General features: G+C 58.0%; 19 protein-coding genes. 5 read left to right on the top strand and 14 right to left on the bottom strand.

The annotated features are described in order from the left end of the window. Positions 1 to 9 precede the first annotated feature (9 nt). From F3J31_RS21485 to F3J31_RS21420, 14 genes are read right to left on the bottom strand one after another with little or no spacing between them, the layout of a single operon-like run. Positions 10 to 489: a fimbrial protein gene (locus F3J31_RS21485; protein ID WP_167215325.1), complete on the bottom strand. Its 480-nt coding sequence runs from the start codon at positions 487 to 489 to the stop codon at positions 10 to 12. Between the two features lie 12 nt (positions 490 to 501). Beyond that, positions 502 to 1002, bottom strand: coding sequence for a fimbrial protein (locus F3J31_RS21480; RefSeq protein WP_167215322.1), 501 nt, complete (start codon positions 1000 to 1002; stop codon positions 502 to 504). Between the two features lies 1 nt (position 1003). Beyond that, entirely contained in the window at positions 1004 to 1771 is a 768-nt protein-coding gene (locus F3J31_RS21475) for a fimbria/pilus periplasmic chaperone (protein WP_167215319.1), read from the bottom strand. 2 nt (positions 1772 to 1773) lie between these two features. Continuing rightward, the gene (locus tag F3J31_RS21470; RefSeq protein WP_167215316.1) at positions 1774 to 2433 is read right to left on the bottom strand and encodes a hypothetical protein; all 660 of its coding nucleotides are present in this window, start codon (positions 2431 to 2433) and stop codon (positions 1774 to 1776) included. Next, on the bottom strand, positions 2430 to 2654 hold the full coding sequence (locus F3J31_RS21465; protein ID WP_167215313.1) for a FaeA/PapI family transcriptional regulator: 225 nt from the start codon (positions 2652 to 2654) through the stop codon (positions 2430 to 2432). The genes F3J31_RS21470 and F3J31_RS21465 overlap by 4 nt, the downstream gene beginning before the upstream one ends. Next, positions 2587 to 3819 carry an FKBP-type peptidyl-prolyl cis-trans isomerase N-terminal domain-containing protein gene (locus tag F3J31_RS21460; protein ID WP_167215310.1) on the bottom strand — a complete coding sequence of 411 codons (1233 nt, stop codon included), beginning with the start codon at positions 3817 to 3819 and terminating at the stop codon, positions 2587 to 2589. The genes F3J31_RS21465 and F3J31_RS21460 overlap by 68 nt, the downstream gene beginning before the upstream one ends. Further along, positions 3816 to 4238: a hypothetical protein gene (locus F3J31_RS21455; RefSeq protein ID WP_167215308.1), complete on the bottom strand. Its 423-nt coding sequence runs from the start codon at positions 4236 to 4238 to the stop codon at positions 3816 to 3818. Before F3J31_RS21455 ends, F3J31_RS21460 begins: the two co-directional genes overlap by 4 nt. Beyond that, entirely contained in the window at positions 4235 to 4999 is a 765-nt protein-coding gene (locus F3J31_RS21450; protein WP_167215305.1) for an EAL domain-containing protein, read from the bottom strand. The genes F3J31_RS21455 and F3J31_RS21450 overlap by 4 nt, the downstream gene beginning before the upstream one ends. Positions 5000 to 5001: 2 nt before the next feature. Next, complete coding sequence (locus tag F3J31_RS21445; RefSeq protein ID WP_167215302.1) at positions 5002 to 5532, bottom strand: fimbrial protein; 531 nt, start codon at positions 5530 to 5532, stop codon at positions 5002 to 5004. Beyond that, positions 5532 to 6137 carry a fimbrial protein gene (locus F3J31_RS21440; RefSeq protein WP_167215299.1) on the bottom strand — a complete coding sequence of 202 codons (606 nt, stop codon included), beginning with the start codon at positions 6135 to 6137 and terminating at the stop codon, positions 5532 to 5534. The genes F3J31_RS21445 and F3J31_RS21440 overlap by 1 nt, the downstream gene beginning before the upstream one ends. A gap of 16 nt (positions 6138 to 6153) precedes the next feature. Beyond that, positions 6154 to 6900: a fimbria/pilus periplasmic chaperone gene (locus F3J31_RS21435; protein ID WP_167215295.1), complete on the bottom strand. Its 747-nt coding sequence runs from the start codon at positions 6898 to 6900 to the stop codon at positions 6154 to 6156. Between the two features lie 26 nt (positions 6901 to 6926). Next, positions 6927 to 9437, bottom strand: a complete 2511-nt coding sequence (locus tag F3J31_RS21430; protein ID WP_167215293.1) for a fimbria/pilus outer membrane usher protein — start codon at positions 9435 to 9437, stop codon at positions 6927 to 6929. 41 nt (positions 9438 to 9478) lie between these two features. After that, positions 9479 to 10003: a fimbrial protein gene (locus tag F3J31_RS21425; protein ID WP_167215290.1), complete on the bottom strand. Its 525-nt coding sequence runs from the start codon at positions 10001 to 10003 to the stop codon at positions 9479 to 9481. 57 nt (positions 10004 to 10060) lie between these two features. Next, positions 10061 to 10594 carry a fimbrial protein gene (locus F3J31_RS21420; RefSeq protein WP_167215287.1) on the bottom strand — a complete coding sequence of 178 codons (534 nt, stop codon included), beginning with the start codon at positions 10592 to 10594 and terminating at the stop codon, positions 10061 to 10063. A gap of 931 nt (positions 10595 to 11525) precedes the next feature. On the opposite strand from F3J31_RS21420, the gene F3J31_RS21415 reads away from it, so the two are divergent. The 5 genes from F3J31_RS21415 (at position 11526) to F3J31_RS21395 (ending at position 14792) form a co-directional block, all read left to right on the top strand. Next, entirely contained in the window at positions 11526 to 12362 is an 837-nt protein-coding gene (locus F3J31_RS21415; protein ID WP_167215284.1) for an alpha/beta hydrolase, read from the top strand. Between the two features lie 349 nt (positions 12363 to 12711). After that, a complete protein-coding gene (locus F3J31_RS21410; protein WP_167215281.1) occupies positions 12712 to 12966 on the top strand; it encodes a hypothetical protein in 255 nt (84 codons plus the stop codon). Continuing rightward, positions 12963 to 13613 (top strand): hypothetical protein, encoded by a 651-nt coding sequence (locus F3J31_RS21405; RefSeq protein ID WP_167215278.1) that lies wholly within the window; start codon positions 12963 to 12965, stop codon positions 13611 to 13613. The genes F3J31_RS21410 and F3J31_RS21405 overlap by 4 nt, the downstream gene beginning before the upstream one ends. After that, on the top strand, positions 13610 to 14380 hold the full coding sequence (locus tag F3J31_RS23305; RefSeq protein WP_205246307.1) for a hypothetical protein: 771 nt from the start codon (positions 13610 to 13612) through the stop codon (positions 14378 to 14380). Before F3J31_RS21405 ends, F3J31_RS23305 begins: the two co-directional genes overlap by 4 nt. A 73-nt stretch (positions 14381 to 14453) precedes the next feature. Then, entirely contained in the window at positions 14454 to 14792 is a 339-nt protein-coding gene (locus tag F3J31_RS21395; protein ID WP_167215275.1) for a hypothetical protein, read from the top strand. Positions 14793 to 14857: the final 65 nt, after the last annotated feature.

The following is a 14857-nucleotide window of genomic DNA, read 5'->3' as shown; positions in this document are numbered from 1 at the left end:
GCTCGCTCCCTACTGATAGTTCAGGATTAATGACGCAGTTCCGGTGAAACTGCCGGCAGTCAGCGTAGTGCTGTCCTGGGCTATCGGTGCTGCATAGAGCGCAGGCGTTGACGGATAACTGAACGGTACAGCCTTTCCGTTTTCCAGCCGGGTGTCGTCATGGTACAGCTGGATAGCCAGCCCGGATTTCGTGGTGGATAACAGACCTGTACCGAAGGATGCACCGGTTCCGCTCAGCGCGATTTTCATGCCGTTACTGGCCACACTGGTGCAATCAAGAGCATACTCAATCTGCTTTTTATAATTCACGCCATCAGTAAGGCGGCTAATGATTTCGTCACCAAAATTAACATCAACAATATTATTACCATTGATGGTGCAGACGGGGGCATTAATCAGGGTGCCGCCAAAGATAATGGTGGAATCAGCACTTACCTGTGATGTCATGATCACCATTCCGGCCAGAATGTATGGTAAATAAAGGGTCATATACCTACTCCTTTACTGATATGAAAAAACCATTGTTGCCGATCCGGAAAACCCCCCAGTTGGCAGCGCCGCGGTGTTTGATGAATAGGGTACGGCATACAGAACAGGTGTTACCCCGTAATTAAACGTCAGGCTATCGTTAGGTGATATGATGGAATCGCCGTACGTTATTTTTATGCCTAACTGAGCTCTATTGGTCGCAAAATAACTGCTGCCGACAGAAGAAGCTGTTCCGGTCAGTGTCATTTTCAGCCCCTGTTGCGCCAGTGAGTTGCAGGTCAGCGTATACGGTAAAGCAGTTTTTTTATATTCCCCCCCGTCTATCAGAGTGGTAACAACATCACCGAAATTAACCATGATGGTATTATTGTTGTTTACCGTACAGTTAGGTGTATCGACCAACGTGCCGCTGACTGTGATGACCGTGGTATCCCCCTCTGCCGCCATCCCTGACGCTGACATCAGCATCCCGGCAAACAGCGATATGCTTTTTTTTATCCGGTGGTGACACATTTTATGCCCCTCCGGTTGCCGCCGGTATCTGCACTTTTCCGGCCTTGCAAATATTTCCGCTGCAGCTGAACGGCAGCAGGCGCTGCGAACCGTAGTCGTTCACAAACATCAGCACCGGACTGTTGCCCAGCGCGCTGGCCGACGGCTTCAGCGTTACAGTGCCTTTCGGGGCCACCATTTCCGGCTCAAAATTCTCGATACCTTTCCCCTTCAGGCTGCTGCGCGCTTCCACAAACGAGAAGTGATACGGTGTCGGGTTATTCACCACGTACTTATCACCCTGACGGGTCAGCGTCAGCGTCTCCGTGCCCGGCACCGTATCCAGCATCGGGTCCACCATCAGCCCTTTGGGACGGTAGAACACCTTCAGCCGCGTCTGCAGCGCCAGGGTCAGGGTGTTGGCCTTGTCCGACTTTGGAGGGATTTCACGCAGGTTAAAGTAAAACACGCTCTCCCGGTCTGACGGCAGGGAGCTCACGTCAGACAGGGTCTGCAGGCGCACCAGGGTTTTGGCACCCGGCTCCACCCGCTGCACCGGAGGAAGGGCCATCAGCTGCCCTGTGGTCTTTTCTTCCTGTTCGTTTTCCAGCCACGCCTGGGCCAGGTACGGGTCATTCTCGTTCCGGTTAGTGACGTTGACGCTGACCGACTTTTCACCTTCGTTATACACAAGGCGGGAACGGTCCACGGTCAGCGCGGCATGGGCGGGCAGGCTTCCCTGCAGCAGCAGGGCGGTCAGCCCCCACAGCACCCGGTTACTCTTTTTCATGGTTACTGCCTTCTTTTATGTTCTTGTTCAATGTCTGTGTCTCCGGACCATTTTTCGCCCGGATGCTCTGGCTGACGTTTGTCCCTGTGTTTGACCCGGGTACGCAGCAGGCTAATCCCGGATGACATCACCCGAAATCGCACGAGCAGGCCGATATCATTCTCAGCCCCCACTCTTCGCATCAGCCGGTACTTCAGGCGGCTGTTGCGCTTGTCTCCGTAATCCGGCCGGCGCCCGCCCTTCCAGGCCCACATAAAGGCGAGTTCTTCCGTGGTCAGCCAGACATCTTCCGGCCGGGGCTCCGGCTCCAGGGTGTGACGGATATCCGTCACCAGTACCGCCTGAACCAGCTCCGTACCTGACCGGTGAATACCGGCGAGACCCACACGGCGCGGGCTGAACAGCCGGGCAAGCTTCTCCGTCAGGGACAAGGTTCCCGCGATGACTGTCAGTCCGGTCGGCAGGGTCGGTGCAAAGCTCCAGGCCATCAGGTAACGGTGGTCCGCAAAATGCACCACATTAACCGGTCGTCGGGCGAGGATTTCCCGGACCCGCCGGTCACGAAGCAGCAGCTCTGCGGCCCCGCGGGCAAAAAAACGGTCATCCGAGAACACCCTCAGGCCTTTTCCGGTCGGATGGTATTCAGCACAGGTCAGGTTCACGTGATGACCCTCCACTCCAGGGCGTTATGCCGTCCCTTACCTTTCTGCCGGCTGAGGATGAGACCGGCACTTCGCAGGGTGAGCAGATGGATGCGGGCCTGGTAGATACTCCAGTCCATTGCATCCGCCACTTCCCGGGTGGACGCCCAGCTGTCATGTAAGGTCTGGTTCGCCAGTCTCTGCAGCATCGCCAGCAGGGCCTGTTCCTCGTCGCTCTTCATCCTCTTCGCTCCTTTTCTCTGCGCGGGCAAGCCGGATATCCCAGACCTCCACGCGGGGGCCGTTCACATCCGGTATGCCTGCTTCATTCACCCTGAGCCCGATACGGGCCTGCCCGTGATAGCCCATCATCCTGAGCGACGGCTGCATCCACTCCGGCAGCGTGTCGCTCAGCCCTTCCAGTACCACACCGCTGATGTCGGAGTCTTCCTTTATTTCACCCCAGGTGGTCCGGCGGCTGATGGCCACCTGCAGGGGCTCATCGGGCTGCCACGCAGGCCCGCCGGCATGATGCACCGCACTCCAGACGCCGGGGGCGGTTTGCCGGACGCCCGGCTCCTGCCGGAAGGTTTTCAGCCAGGCCGCATCCTCTTTAGCGTGAGCCTCACGCTGTCGTGCCTCTGCCGCTGCGAGCCGTTCATTTGCCGCCCTCAGCCAGTGATGAAAATCCTCTTCAGACAGACGCTGGTCCTCCTGAATGGCTTCCCGGACCCCGGCAATAAAATGCTTGCGGTCCGTCACCACACCCAGCTCTGCGTGTGCGTCGAGCAGTTCACGCAGGTTGATACCTGCCGCCATCCCGGCAGAGAAACTCTCCAGTCCCGGCGCATCCTCCGGCAGGGGCGGGGACTGCAGCTGTTTCAGCCGGCGCTGCAGCAGCTGAAGGGCGTCCTGGCGCCGGATGTCTTCCGCCTTATGCCGGTCCAGCTCACCGGCGAGTTTATCCCGCTCCTGTTGCAGTGAGGCTAACCGGCCCCTGACAGCCTGTTCGTCGGGCGACAGGGTCATGTTCATCCACATTTTTTTCAGCCACTGTCCGGCACGCACCGGGTCAGCTGGTATCGGCGCCGGGGCGGTCAGCTTAGTTGCGGGACTGACCGGCGCCACAGCCCTGTTATGCTGAGGCTTTTCCGGGGCGGTATCGTGCTGGCGGTTTTCCTGCGGCGGTGACACCGGCTGACCGGGTTTTACAGCCGCCGGCGTGACGCTCCCCGCTGCCGGCTTACGCGGCGGCGGGGCGTCTTTCGGGACGGGAGCGCGTTTTTTCTGCGCCTCCTGTGCCGTCCACTCCTGTGCAAAGCGCATAAAATCCTCACTGCTCTCCGCCATGGCGCCCGTGACCGGCAGCAGGCTCATCGCCAGCAGGGATACGCTCAGGCGCTTCATGCGCCGTTATCTCCGGCCTGTCGCATCAGCCCTTCCGCCAGGGACGCCCGGATGGCGGCACACAGCCGGCCTGAGCGGTAGCGGTACAGCGTGTCGGTGGCCCCGCGTAAATCCGCACTGACCTGGCCCCTGATATCACCGTACGCGGCCGCCTGGCGCATCAGCTGCGCAAACTGCTGGCGCATCCGCCGGTGCGTTTCAGGGGAGATTTTCGCCAGGACGTTCATCTCCTGTTCGCAGGTTGCAATACCCGTAGTTTCCGTCTTCTCCGCGGCGGGTGCAGCCCTCTTCGCAGGGGTAACGTCAGTAACCACCTCAGGTCCGGAAGGTGTCACCACTACCGGCGGGGCGGGAATATCCGACTTGCCGGCACACCCGCCCAGCAGGGCAGTCAGCAGAACAATCGCTGCATGTTTCACAGCAGCCCCCTCAGCGGGCGGGGCAGGTCAAGCATAGTTTCCGGCCAGTAAAAACCCTGCCCGATATCGGCTCCGCTCGCCTGCGCATGCTGCAGGTCGGCTTCGGTTTCAATCCCCTCAACCACCACCTGTTTACCCAACCCCCGGCAGCGCGACACCAGGTGCGCCAGCGCCCGGGGTTCATAGCGGCGGCGATGGATTTCGTTGCGGTCAATCTTGACTCCGTCAAACGTCATGCACAGCGAGCCAGCCTCCGGCAGCAGGGCCGGGGTCAGGTCATCCATCCACAGTGACCAGCCCTCTTCGCGCAGCACCATCAGGGTTACCACCAGGCAGTGCCGCTCGGCGCCGGACATCCCGGTAAGTGCACCCGGGTCCTGGATTTCAATACCCACATTCCGGCTTAAATCCCTCCGCGGGGTCAGCAGACGGTCCAGCATGTCCGTGGCCTGCAGTGCCCTGACCGGCAGGTTCAGCAGCAGCCGGCTATCAGGGTATTTCTGCGACAGTATTTCCGCCTGCAGCAGAAACAGCGACAGCGCCGTCTCCGCCGGCAGGTGCTTAAAGAACAGTTCAGTCAGCACTGGCGGATCGAGCAGGGACAGCCCCTCCATCCCGAAAGGCGTAAGGCTCTGCAGTGACATCAACGGCTGCAGGCGTATACCCTGCACGCAGCCCTCCTGCAGCATCCATTTCAGGTGCGGCGGGCAGCCGCACATTCCGGCCCTGTTCATGCCGTACTCCGCGTGATGAATATTCATGGTCACTCCCAGTCGAGAGCAAAGGTGGCCACGGCCATAAACTCTCCCTCCGTCACCTCGCTGACGTTCTTTGCGGTGACGCGCGCCCGGTACGCCAGCACGGTCTCCCCCTGGAGCAGGTCGCCGGCACCGTGTGCCCGGTTCGGTGCAACCGTGCGTCCTTCCGCATCTTCAATCCTGACCGCGATACCCTTCGCGTCCCCGGTCACGGCAAACGCGCCCGGCTGGGTCAGCGACTCGTCGCCGAGGAAGGTCACGCTTACCTGAGTGCCCAGCGTCAGGTCACACTCCAGCAGGCGGATGCGAAAGTCCTTCGGTGCCGTGCTTTCGTGGTTGATAAAGGTTTTTGAGGCAATATTGCCAAAGTCGATTTCCTGCTCCTGCGAGTCCGTGTCCACAACACACGGGTCTGCCACCAGGGTGCCGCTGAACTCCACGTCGGTGTCGGCCTGAGCCGGCAGGGACGCCAGTGCGCCACACAACAGCACCGCTTCCGTCAGCCCGCCCCGGCGTATACGCTGTCGTCGTCCCATTATTCGTACTCCATGTTTACGTTAACCACGCCGTAGAACTCGCCGGCCTGCAGCGGGGCAGACGTGCGCCACAGCTGCGCCTTCAGGGGAACCACGTTGCGTCCGGGCGACAGGGCGCGCGGACGCGCCGTCAGGCCCGGCTGCAGCCATTCACCCCGGTCGTCTTCGAGGCGCAGGGCCACGCCACGACCACTGCCGCGCAGGCGGAAATACCGCCCGTCGGTGGGGTCGGCATCCCCCGTCAGCGTCATCGCCATACCGTGCTGCCCGGACAGCCAGAGCTCACCCTGCTGGCGCTGCGGCGAAGCGAGCCAGGATGGTCCGGCAGGACAGGCCTCCAGAACCAGCTGCAGGGTGACCGGCAGGGAAACCGAGCCCGGACGCTCAAGTGACCACAGGGCGATTTGTCCCAGGGACATCTCCTGCTCCACCGACTCCGGCGACAGCCTGCACGGCTGGCTGACGAGGCTGCCGCGGGCGGCTATGCCGCCGTTCAGGCCATCCACCTCCCAGTTCCCCCGGGCCGGACCGGTGCACGCCAGTCCGGCACAGACCAGCGCCAGGCAGCCCCACGCGGCGCCGGTCAATCTGTTCCCCTGCCTCATCTGCTCTCCTGATCCGTTATGCGACCGGCTCAGCCCGGCAGGTCTCACCCTGGCAGCTGAACGGTATGGACGGTTTACCACCAAAGTCGTTAATGGTGGTTACCCACGGACGGCTGAACGTCCCGCTCTGCACCGTCTCGCTGGATTTGGGCGCAATCATCACGCTCTTAAAGGACTTCGCCACCGGCTGCGTCTCCCCGCCGGTCACGCCGAGCACCGTGATGTAATACGGGGTCGGGTTCTCGATGCGGTAGCCGCCGCTGGTTTTATGCAGCACAAGCTTGTCGTCCTGGCGGCTGTAGCGCTCCGGAATAATGCCAGCCGGGCGGTAGAAGAGCTTGATTTTGGTCTGCAGCGCCAGCTGCAGGACGTTCGGGCGCTCGCTTTTTGGCGGAACCTCCCGCACGCTGAAGTAGAAGAGGCTCTCCCGGTCCTGTGGCAGGGCAGCGGCCTGGGGCAGGGCGTTCACGCGGATGACGCTTTTCTGCCCGGGCTCCACGCGCTGCAGGGCCGGCGTCACGGTCAGGGGCGTGCCGGCATTACCGTCCATCCGGTTTCCCTTCGCGTCCTCAAGCCAGGCCTGAGCCAGGTACGGTTTTTTATCACTGGCGTTCGAAATATTGAGCGCCAGACTTTTTTCTGAGCCCGGGAAAATTGCCCGGGTCCTGTCCAGCGCAATGGCAGAAATCGCCGGGGCGGACAGGGCTGTCAGGCTGCTGCCGAGCAGCAGGACGGACAGCGTGTTTACGGTTTTTTGCTTCATGGTTTAGTTACTCAATCAATCAGGTACTACTGGTCTGTGACGGCAGGTGCACTCCGGTTCGCCGGAGTACACGGCAGCAGCAGCTGCTGCGCCGGGATAACCGGCGGCAGCGTGACCGTACACATCACGTCACTCCCCCGGTATACATTCAGTTGTTCGTTCGGGTTGACCCCGGAAATCCAGGCCAGACCGCCATCGCTCACCATCCCGAGCTCCCGCCCGGCACTGTTGCGGAGGGTGACGCCAAACGGTGGATGCGTACCGTCCTCCTGGGTCAGGATGGCCACAACCTTGGCCCCCTTCAGCACGTCAAAGCGGCGGAACCCGATGGCCCCTTCGGTCAGGGCGGCTTCGGCGACCGGTGTGCCCGCGGTCTCCACGTCATCCGGCAGTCGGGTGACGTCAATTTCGGTGGTGGTACGGTAGTAGCTGGCCACGGACGGCTCCACGGCGATGCCGAAGGCATTGGTTTTGCCGTTGCGGCCAATCGGCACCCCGGCCACGCCGTCCGTGCTGACCATCATGCGGGTCCCGCCGTTGCCGCTGCTGCCATGCAACGCCGCACCTTCTCCGGTCACCGTCAGGCCGCCATTCAAAGACAGGCTGCCTGAGGTGTAGCTGTTCTGTTGCCAGCTGATGCTGGCCGTCATGTCCGCCATATCCCCGGTGTGGTTGTAATACCCGCTGGCCTGTGTGGTAAGCGACTCGCCGTTACCGCTGCGGGTCCCCGCCGTCAGACGGTAGCTGTCGTCATTGCTCAGGCGCTGGTACCAGCCCGCGGTCTGGCTGTAGCGGTTATTGCTCCAGTTACCGTTGTAGCTGGCGGTACCGCCGCCCAGCGGGAGACTGAGGCTCAGCCAGACGCTGTCATCCCGGCGGCCGTTATAGTCGCTGCGGCTCGCGGACACCGTGGCCGACATGTTGCGCCAGTCCCCGATGTCAAAGTAACGGTTGGTTGACAGGCTGTAGCGGTCGGTCTGCGGCCGGTTCCAGTAGGTCTGGTGCGACCAGCTCAGGTTGGTGGAGAGCCGCAGGTCTTCAAAACTCTTGCTCGCCGTGACGGTATAAAGCTCCTTGTTGCTGCCGCGAGCCCCTCCGTAGTAACGCGCATCGAGGTATTCCGGCATGCTCAGGTAGTCACGCTCCGAGAAGCGGTACCCGGCGAAGGTCAGGTTACTGCTGATTTCCTCGAACCGTTTGGAGTAGCTCACCCGGTAGGATCGTCCCTGCGGACGGTCACCGTCCGGCAGGCGGGCCATGGACTGGGTGATGTCTGCGGAGAGCGCACCGAACTGGTAGAGGTCGCGGCCAAGGCCGACGGCCAGGCTGTTATAATCCTGCGAGAAAATCCCGCCGCCGTACAGCGACCAGCTGTTGGTGATCCCCCAGGAAGCCTCCGCGGTGGTAAAATACGGTCCTTCCACGTGGTGCGTGTAGTCAGACGGCCGACCTGTAGCCAGCTTGTAGCGCACCTGGCCCGGACGGGTCAGGTACGGCACGGTCGCGGTCGTGACCTGAAAGGTCTGCACGCTGCCGTCCTGCTCTTCCACCTTCACGTCCAGCTCGCCGTTCACCGCGCTGTTCAGATCCTGAATACGGAACGGACCGGCTGCCACGGTGGTTTCATACAGCACACGGCCCTGTTGGCTGACAGTGACTTTGGCGTTCGTGCGCGCAATCCCCGACACTTCCGGCGCGTAGCCACGCAGTTTTGGCGGTAACTGCGTCTCATCGCTGGCCAGTGAGGCCCCGGTAAAGCGCCACGAATCGAAAATATCGGATGTCAGGTAGGTTTCACCCAGGGTCAGCTTCGCCATCATCCCCGGCAGGGCGCGATAGGCGTACACCCGGCTCCAGTCAAAATTATGCTGTGTGCTGTTGCTGTTTCCCGTGGTGTGGTTGTAGCTGCCCTGCCAGTCACCGCGCAGGCGCCACGCCCCCAGGTTGGCACCCAGCGTACCGCTGGCGCTCGCCGACTGGCTCTGGCTGCCCTGCGTGGGTTTCGTGACATTCGTGTTCAGGCTGTAGTCGAGCATCATTCCCGGAATGCCGTTCTCCCAGCGGGAAGGCGGAAGCCAGGTACTGTCCTGGTACTCCAGCCAGGCCTGCGGGACGGACACATACAGCGCGGATTCGGCCAGGTCGCCACGGAGCATCACGCCCTCAAGGGCGGAGAAATCGGCGCAGTGACCCTGTGCGTCAAAGCGCACCTTCTCCAGAGCCTCCGGCTTCAGCCCCAGCAACTCAACCTGAGCCTCCGTCAGGCAGGCGCGGACTTCGGGTTTGCTGTCGTCCGCGCCGGAAAACTCCTTAAAAACAATTTCCTGATCTGAGATAACGCGGTCATTCAGACGCAGGGCAAATAAATAAGTGCCCGGCATAATATAGCCGGCCTGCTGAAAACGGGATAAATCAATATTATTCCGGTCTTCCGCATCCAGAATATCCGTATTAAACTCCACGGAATATGCAGAAGGCGCATAACCAAAAACGGCGCAAAGAATATATACGCTCAGTTTGCTTCGACGGAATAACATTGATTTACCCACTTATATCGTTATTGTTCTGTATATGCGTATTACTGATACTCAACCATGAAACGGATAAAGGCTGTCCAGTCACCTTCCTGTACCGGCTCCTTCGTTTCCACCACGTTCAGGCGGTAATCCAGACGGTTACCGACGGGCGACAGCACCACTTCCGGCAGCGGCTCTCCTGGGTGGACAGTGTGTCCGCGCGTATCCTGCATCTGCAGTGCAATGCCCTTAGCCTCGCCACGCACGGCAAAACTGGGTTCAGTGGCAGCTGAGCGATCACCGTCAAAAGTCACCGTAACCCACTGCCACTTGTCACTTTTTTCCAGTGAACAGTTAACCAGCCGCAGGGTGACCGGCAGTCCTCCGCGAAACACCGCATCATTGCGGGTCTCTCGTCCGTGCGTACCAAAGTCCACCTCCTGCCAGACGTCATCGGTGTGGATACTGCAGGCCGATGCCAGAAGCTGGCCGGTCATCGTCACCCGGCCCTGCCCCTGATGGGAGGCCCCGGATACGGCCGGCAGCAACAGCAAGAGGACTGAGAGCGTGCGGTATAAAACAGGCATATTTCCCCCGGAAAGCCCGGGCGAATGCCCGGGCCGGTATCACAGTCAGACGATGAATTACTCGTACGCCATGGTGAAGTTAGTCACCGCAGTGAAGTCGCCAGGCTGAATGTCTTCGCTCACGCCCTGCAGGTAAGCAGAGAAGGCCAGGGTGTTGTCGCCCACAATCAGCTCACGGGCAGCAGAGGTACCGTTAACCGGGATGATGTTGCTTGCCGCATCGGTGATAACCACACCCGCACCGTTGGAGTCACCGGTCATACCGAACCAGGTGTCTTCGCCGGCAACTGCCTGCGCACCACCGAAGGTCACAGCAACAGAAGGAGCAGAACCGTCGTCATTCAGCGCACAGTTTTCCAGTTTGATCTCAAAGTTACGCGGCGTGGAGGTACCGCTATCCTTAAGCTGAACAGCGGCAATCTGGCCCAGGTCTACTTCCTGGTTAGTGGAGTCAGGATTGATAGAGCAGGCTGCGTCAATAATAGAGCCCACGAAACGGATTTCACCGCTACCACCGTCCGCTGCATAAACAGAAGAGGCAGCCATACCCATGGTCAGAACAAATGCAGATGCAATAGCATTCAGTTTCATTAAATTAATTCCTGTTAATAGTTGTTGAGCTTAAAAATAATTCAGCAGCAGAAGAGAAATATCCGTTCACGTCCTTCTGCCGCTATAAAAATGAAGTGGACAGGCAAAAGAAGACACCTGCGGGATATACATCCCGCCGTGTATTTATTGCTTTTTTAAATCACCCCTTACATTTTGAAATGATTATCTGACCGAAAATCCGGAACAAGAACAAAAAACCAAACGAATGCACGTAAACGATCTGATGTTTCACGAAAAGATTCTCATGCAGAGACATATGCCAGAAAAACATAAAAAAACAACCAATAAACAGGATAATACTCCAGCGCGCGATCAGTTGACGATATATTAGATCGTAAAAATGAAAAACATGAAATAAACAAATAAGAGTAACCAGGCATTTTCTTATTAAAAAACACAATGTGAAAACACAGAAGTAACAAAAAAGCAACGCAGTATGGAATGTATTTAAGAATATTCACACACGCTTAGTCATTCCGCCTCACAGAGGACAGAAAAGGGCATGGAAATGACGGTGTTTAAGGCGCTAAACCGGGAAGTCAGCACTCGTCATCTGGCAGTAGAAGTCCATGCGGAGTGGGTTTGATGCCAGCAAACGGCTCACAAAATTAAAAGATAAAAACTGATAAATATCAAATAGCTGAACATTAAAATCATAAATCATGATTATTACTGTAACAGGCAAAATATAATATACATGTACCGGTGCTGACGTTAAGGTGAGCACCAGACCAGCGAGGTCTGGTTCAGGATAATAAAGACAGGAAGGTCTTCATATGGATTACATGCTCCATCTGCACCACCTTTGCCAGTGCGCAATGAATTGCCGTGTCTGGCTTCCCGCCTTGTTGTCTGTAGCCGGTGAGCAAAGTAAATGCTTGTCATATGAATCAACATGAGGAGACAACCAATGGCATTCGTACAAACTAAAGATGGCGTGAATATTTACTTTAAAGACTGGGGCTCCAAAGCGGCACAGCCCATCGTGTTCCATCATGGCTGGCCGCTGAGTGCAGATGACTGGGATAACCAGATGCTTTTCTTCCTGGCACAGGGATTCCGCGTCATAGCATTCGATCGCCGTGGCCATGGGCGTTCTGACCAGGTCAGTGAAGGGCACGATATGGACCACTATGCAGCAGATGCCTCTGCCGTCATGGAACATCTGGATCTGCAAAATGCAGTACACGTAGGCCACTCAACGGGCGGAGGCCAGGTGGCACGCTATGTCGCCAGATACGGTCAGCCGCAGGGCCGCGTTGCAAAAGCTGTGCTGGTCAGTTCAGTGCCGCCGCTGATGGTGAAAACCGACAGTAATCCTGGCGGTACGCCGGTAACGGTCTTTGACGGTTTTCGTCAGGCCCTGGCAGCCAACCGCGCGCAGTTCTATATCGATGTCGCATCCGGCCCGTTCTATGGCTTTAACCGGGATGGCGCTGCGGTTTCCCAGGGAACCATCAGTAACTGGTGGCGTCAGGGAATGATGGGCAGTGCAAAAGCGCATTATGAAGGGATTAAGGCCTTTTCAGAAACCGACCAGACCGACGATCTGAAAGCCATTACCGTACCGGTTCTGGTGATGCAGGGTGATGACGATCAGGTTGTGCCGTATAAAAACGCCGCCCTGTTACAGGATAAGCTTCTGAGCAACAGCACGCTGCGGATCTATCCGGGTTATCCTCACGGCATGCACACCTCGCATGCAGACGTTATAAACGCCGATATTCTGGCGTTTATTAAATCTTAATCCCCGTCAAAGGAAGAGCGTAGCATGCGCTCTTCCTTACTATTCCCTCTCCAGGCAATATCAAAGTTCATTCGTCACGATTTATCTGTATTCGGCGGGCTACAGGGCAGCCCTGTCCGTGTCCTTTCTGTTTTTACGCAGGAGATCCGGCTTAGCCAGAAATCGGATCTGCGCAGCGGGAATCCGTCAAATGATATGATAATCAAACAAATCGCATAAAATAATACTGAATATGATATTAATCATTAATCATAAAATCATATCTGATATGATGTTTACTGAATCAATAGAAAATCATTCTAAGTGTGATTTTTTACCTGACCGGACATTATCAGACGGAGCGTGCAGGATGGATAACGAAGTGACGTTTTCACTCAGCTATGAGCTGCTGGCGCAAAAGACAGAAGAAGAAATCAGGAAATGCGACCTTCGCCAGGACGGTCCGTACTACGTCCAGGAGCTGAACAGGGCCTCAGACATTCTCCGGTTCTGGTTTATCCTCGCGATGAGCGGGTACCCGGACGTGCCGGACATGGACCGCATTGACGCTGACAGACTGCGCCTTGAGGGGCTGATACATGGTCTCAGGGAGACCAGGTCGTGACGGAGAAAACAAGCCGCCGCCCGTCCCCCCTGCAGCGGCGGGTGCTGATTGTGCTGGCCGCCCTCGGGGCGAAACGTCCGGGGCCGGTGGCGACAAAGGATATCGAGCGGGTGCTGGAGCAGGGCGGGGACGCCCCGGTGTACGGGCCGAACCTCCGCGCCTCCTGCCGCCGGATGGAGGCTGCGGGCTGGCTGCGCCGCCTTCGCGCGCCGAACCTGCGGCTGGCCGTCGAGCTGACGGACGCCGGCCGGGCGCTGGCCGCCCCGCTTCTCGCTGACGAACAGGCGCGGGTCCTGGCGGAGCAGCGTGCCAGCGAGGTGAAGGTGCTTCCCCTGGTTTCGGCCATTCCGGCAGGCAGTCCGGGGCCGACTGGTGATGATGTTCTGCTCATGATTGATGGCGTCGCACGTACCGCATACCGTGGGGATTTTGTGATACGCCTCGACGGGACCACTTGCCTGCAGTTGTGGGACACTGGTGGCAGGTTAACTCGCCTGGAAGGCGATCCCCTGCAGGTTGCCAGCTGGCTGGAGGCATGCCATGACGCTGGTATTGCCGTCGGGGTGCAGGTCAATGAGAGCACGGTACCGCGCGACACTGAGCACGCTGATGCTGTGCACAAACCTACCGGGGAGATACATCCGTGAAATTCAGCCGGACAGACCGTGTGCTTCACGCCTTTGCAGTGGTGGCCTTTGCCGCCCTGATCCTTATTATTCTTTTTGGCCAGACAGTCAAAGACAGTGGTCCGGCCGAGTGGCTCTCCGCCGTACTAAATCTGGTGATGGCCGGGGCTGCCGTCGCTGCCTATCTTACCGCGCGCAGCTGGTTGCCTCAGCTGACCACTCAGGAAGGCTACAAGGAGGCGATCGCCCTGGTTAACGAGCAGTACATCCATCTGGGTCCGTTTAATACTCTGACATCGGCCGCTGAAAAGGTCATGAAAGCCTTCCAGAAATATAACGAAACCTTGCAAGGTGACGATCTGGAAGCCTACACGGAAGCGGTAAATGAACTAACCCTGCTTCTGTACACAGCAGATTCAGTTCAGCAGTCAATCAGGGAAATACGGTTCCGGCTGAACACCTATGGTCTCAAGCCTGCGGAACCTTACGCTGCCAAGATTGAAGCCATGACAACCGCCTTTGAGCAGGTGCAAGGGGTGGGCGGTTGGTTGGTAACAAAGCTTGGAGAAAATGTAACCCGTCACTATCGGGCAAGGCAACCGCCGCTGCATTACTACGGCCTTAACTATGAAGCATTAATTCTTGGTATGAGGAAGGCAGAAACACAAGAGACCATAGAATCCCTGCATCAGCTTTTTACCGCTGTCCTGAAGGAAATGGTCGACTGCCATGATGCAATATTTGCGGGGAAGCCCCCGATCGGTGAACTGTTCACCGTCCGGAAATAACGACTGAACGCCCCCTGCAGGCCGAGCAGCTGATCCTGATCCGGGCACAGCCGAAAAGCGGGAAGGTGACGAAATGAAAACAGAAGTCAGCGACCACAGCCAGCGTAATCTCCGGCTGACCATCACTGAGGAGAAAAAGATGGGACTGTTTAGCTTTCTGCGGGGCAGAAAAAGTACATTCACCGGTACAGTTCAACGAACTGCGCATGTGATGACCGCCAGCGCGAACGGGAATGCCTTTTTTGGTGTCCTGCTTGGGGAAGAATGGCTGCGGGTGTATACAAACACTCTCTCACTGGCGGAATCCATCGCGTTTCTGCGGTCGGGTGATGTGGTGAGTATCGTGGTACAAGGGAGCTTTAAAGAAGACGGGCGGACCTGGTACCGACTTATCAGCGTCAAACCGGCCTGAACTGGGCTTCTCAGCAGCGATTAGCCGGTAGCCGATGAATGATGAACAGGCAGCCGGAAGCCTTA

Source organism: Enterobacter sp. Acro-832 (assembly GCF_011752745.1).
In the GTDB taxonomy this organism is placed as follows: Bacteria; Pseudomonadota; Gammaproteobacteria; order Enterobacterales; family Enterobacteriaceae; genus Enterobacter; species Enterobacter quasiroggenkampii.
Note: the sequence above shows the minus strand (reverse complement) of the source record. Positions and strands in the feature narration are given on the sequence as shown.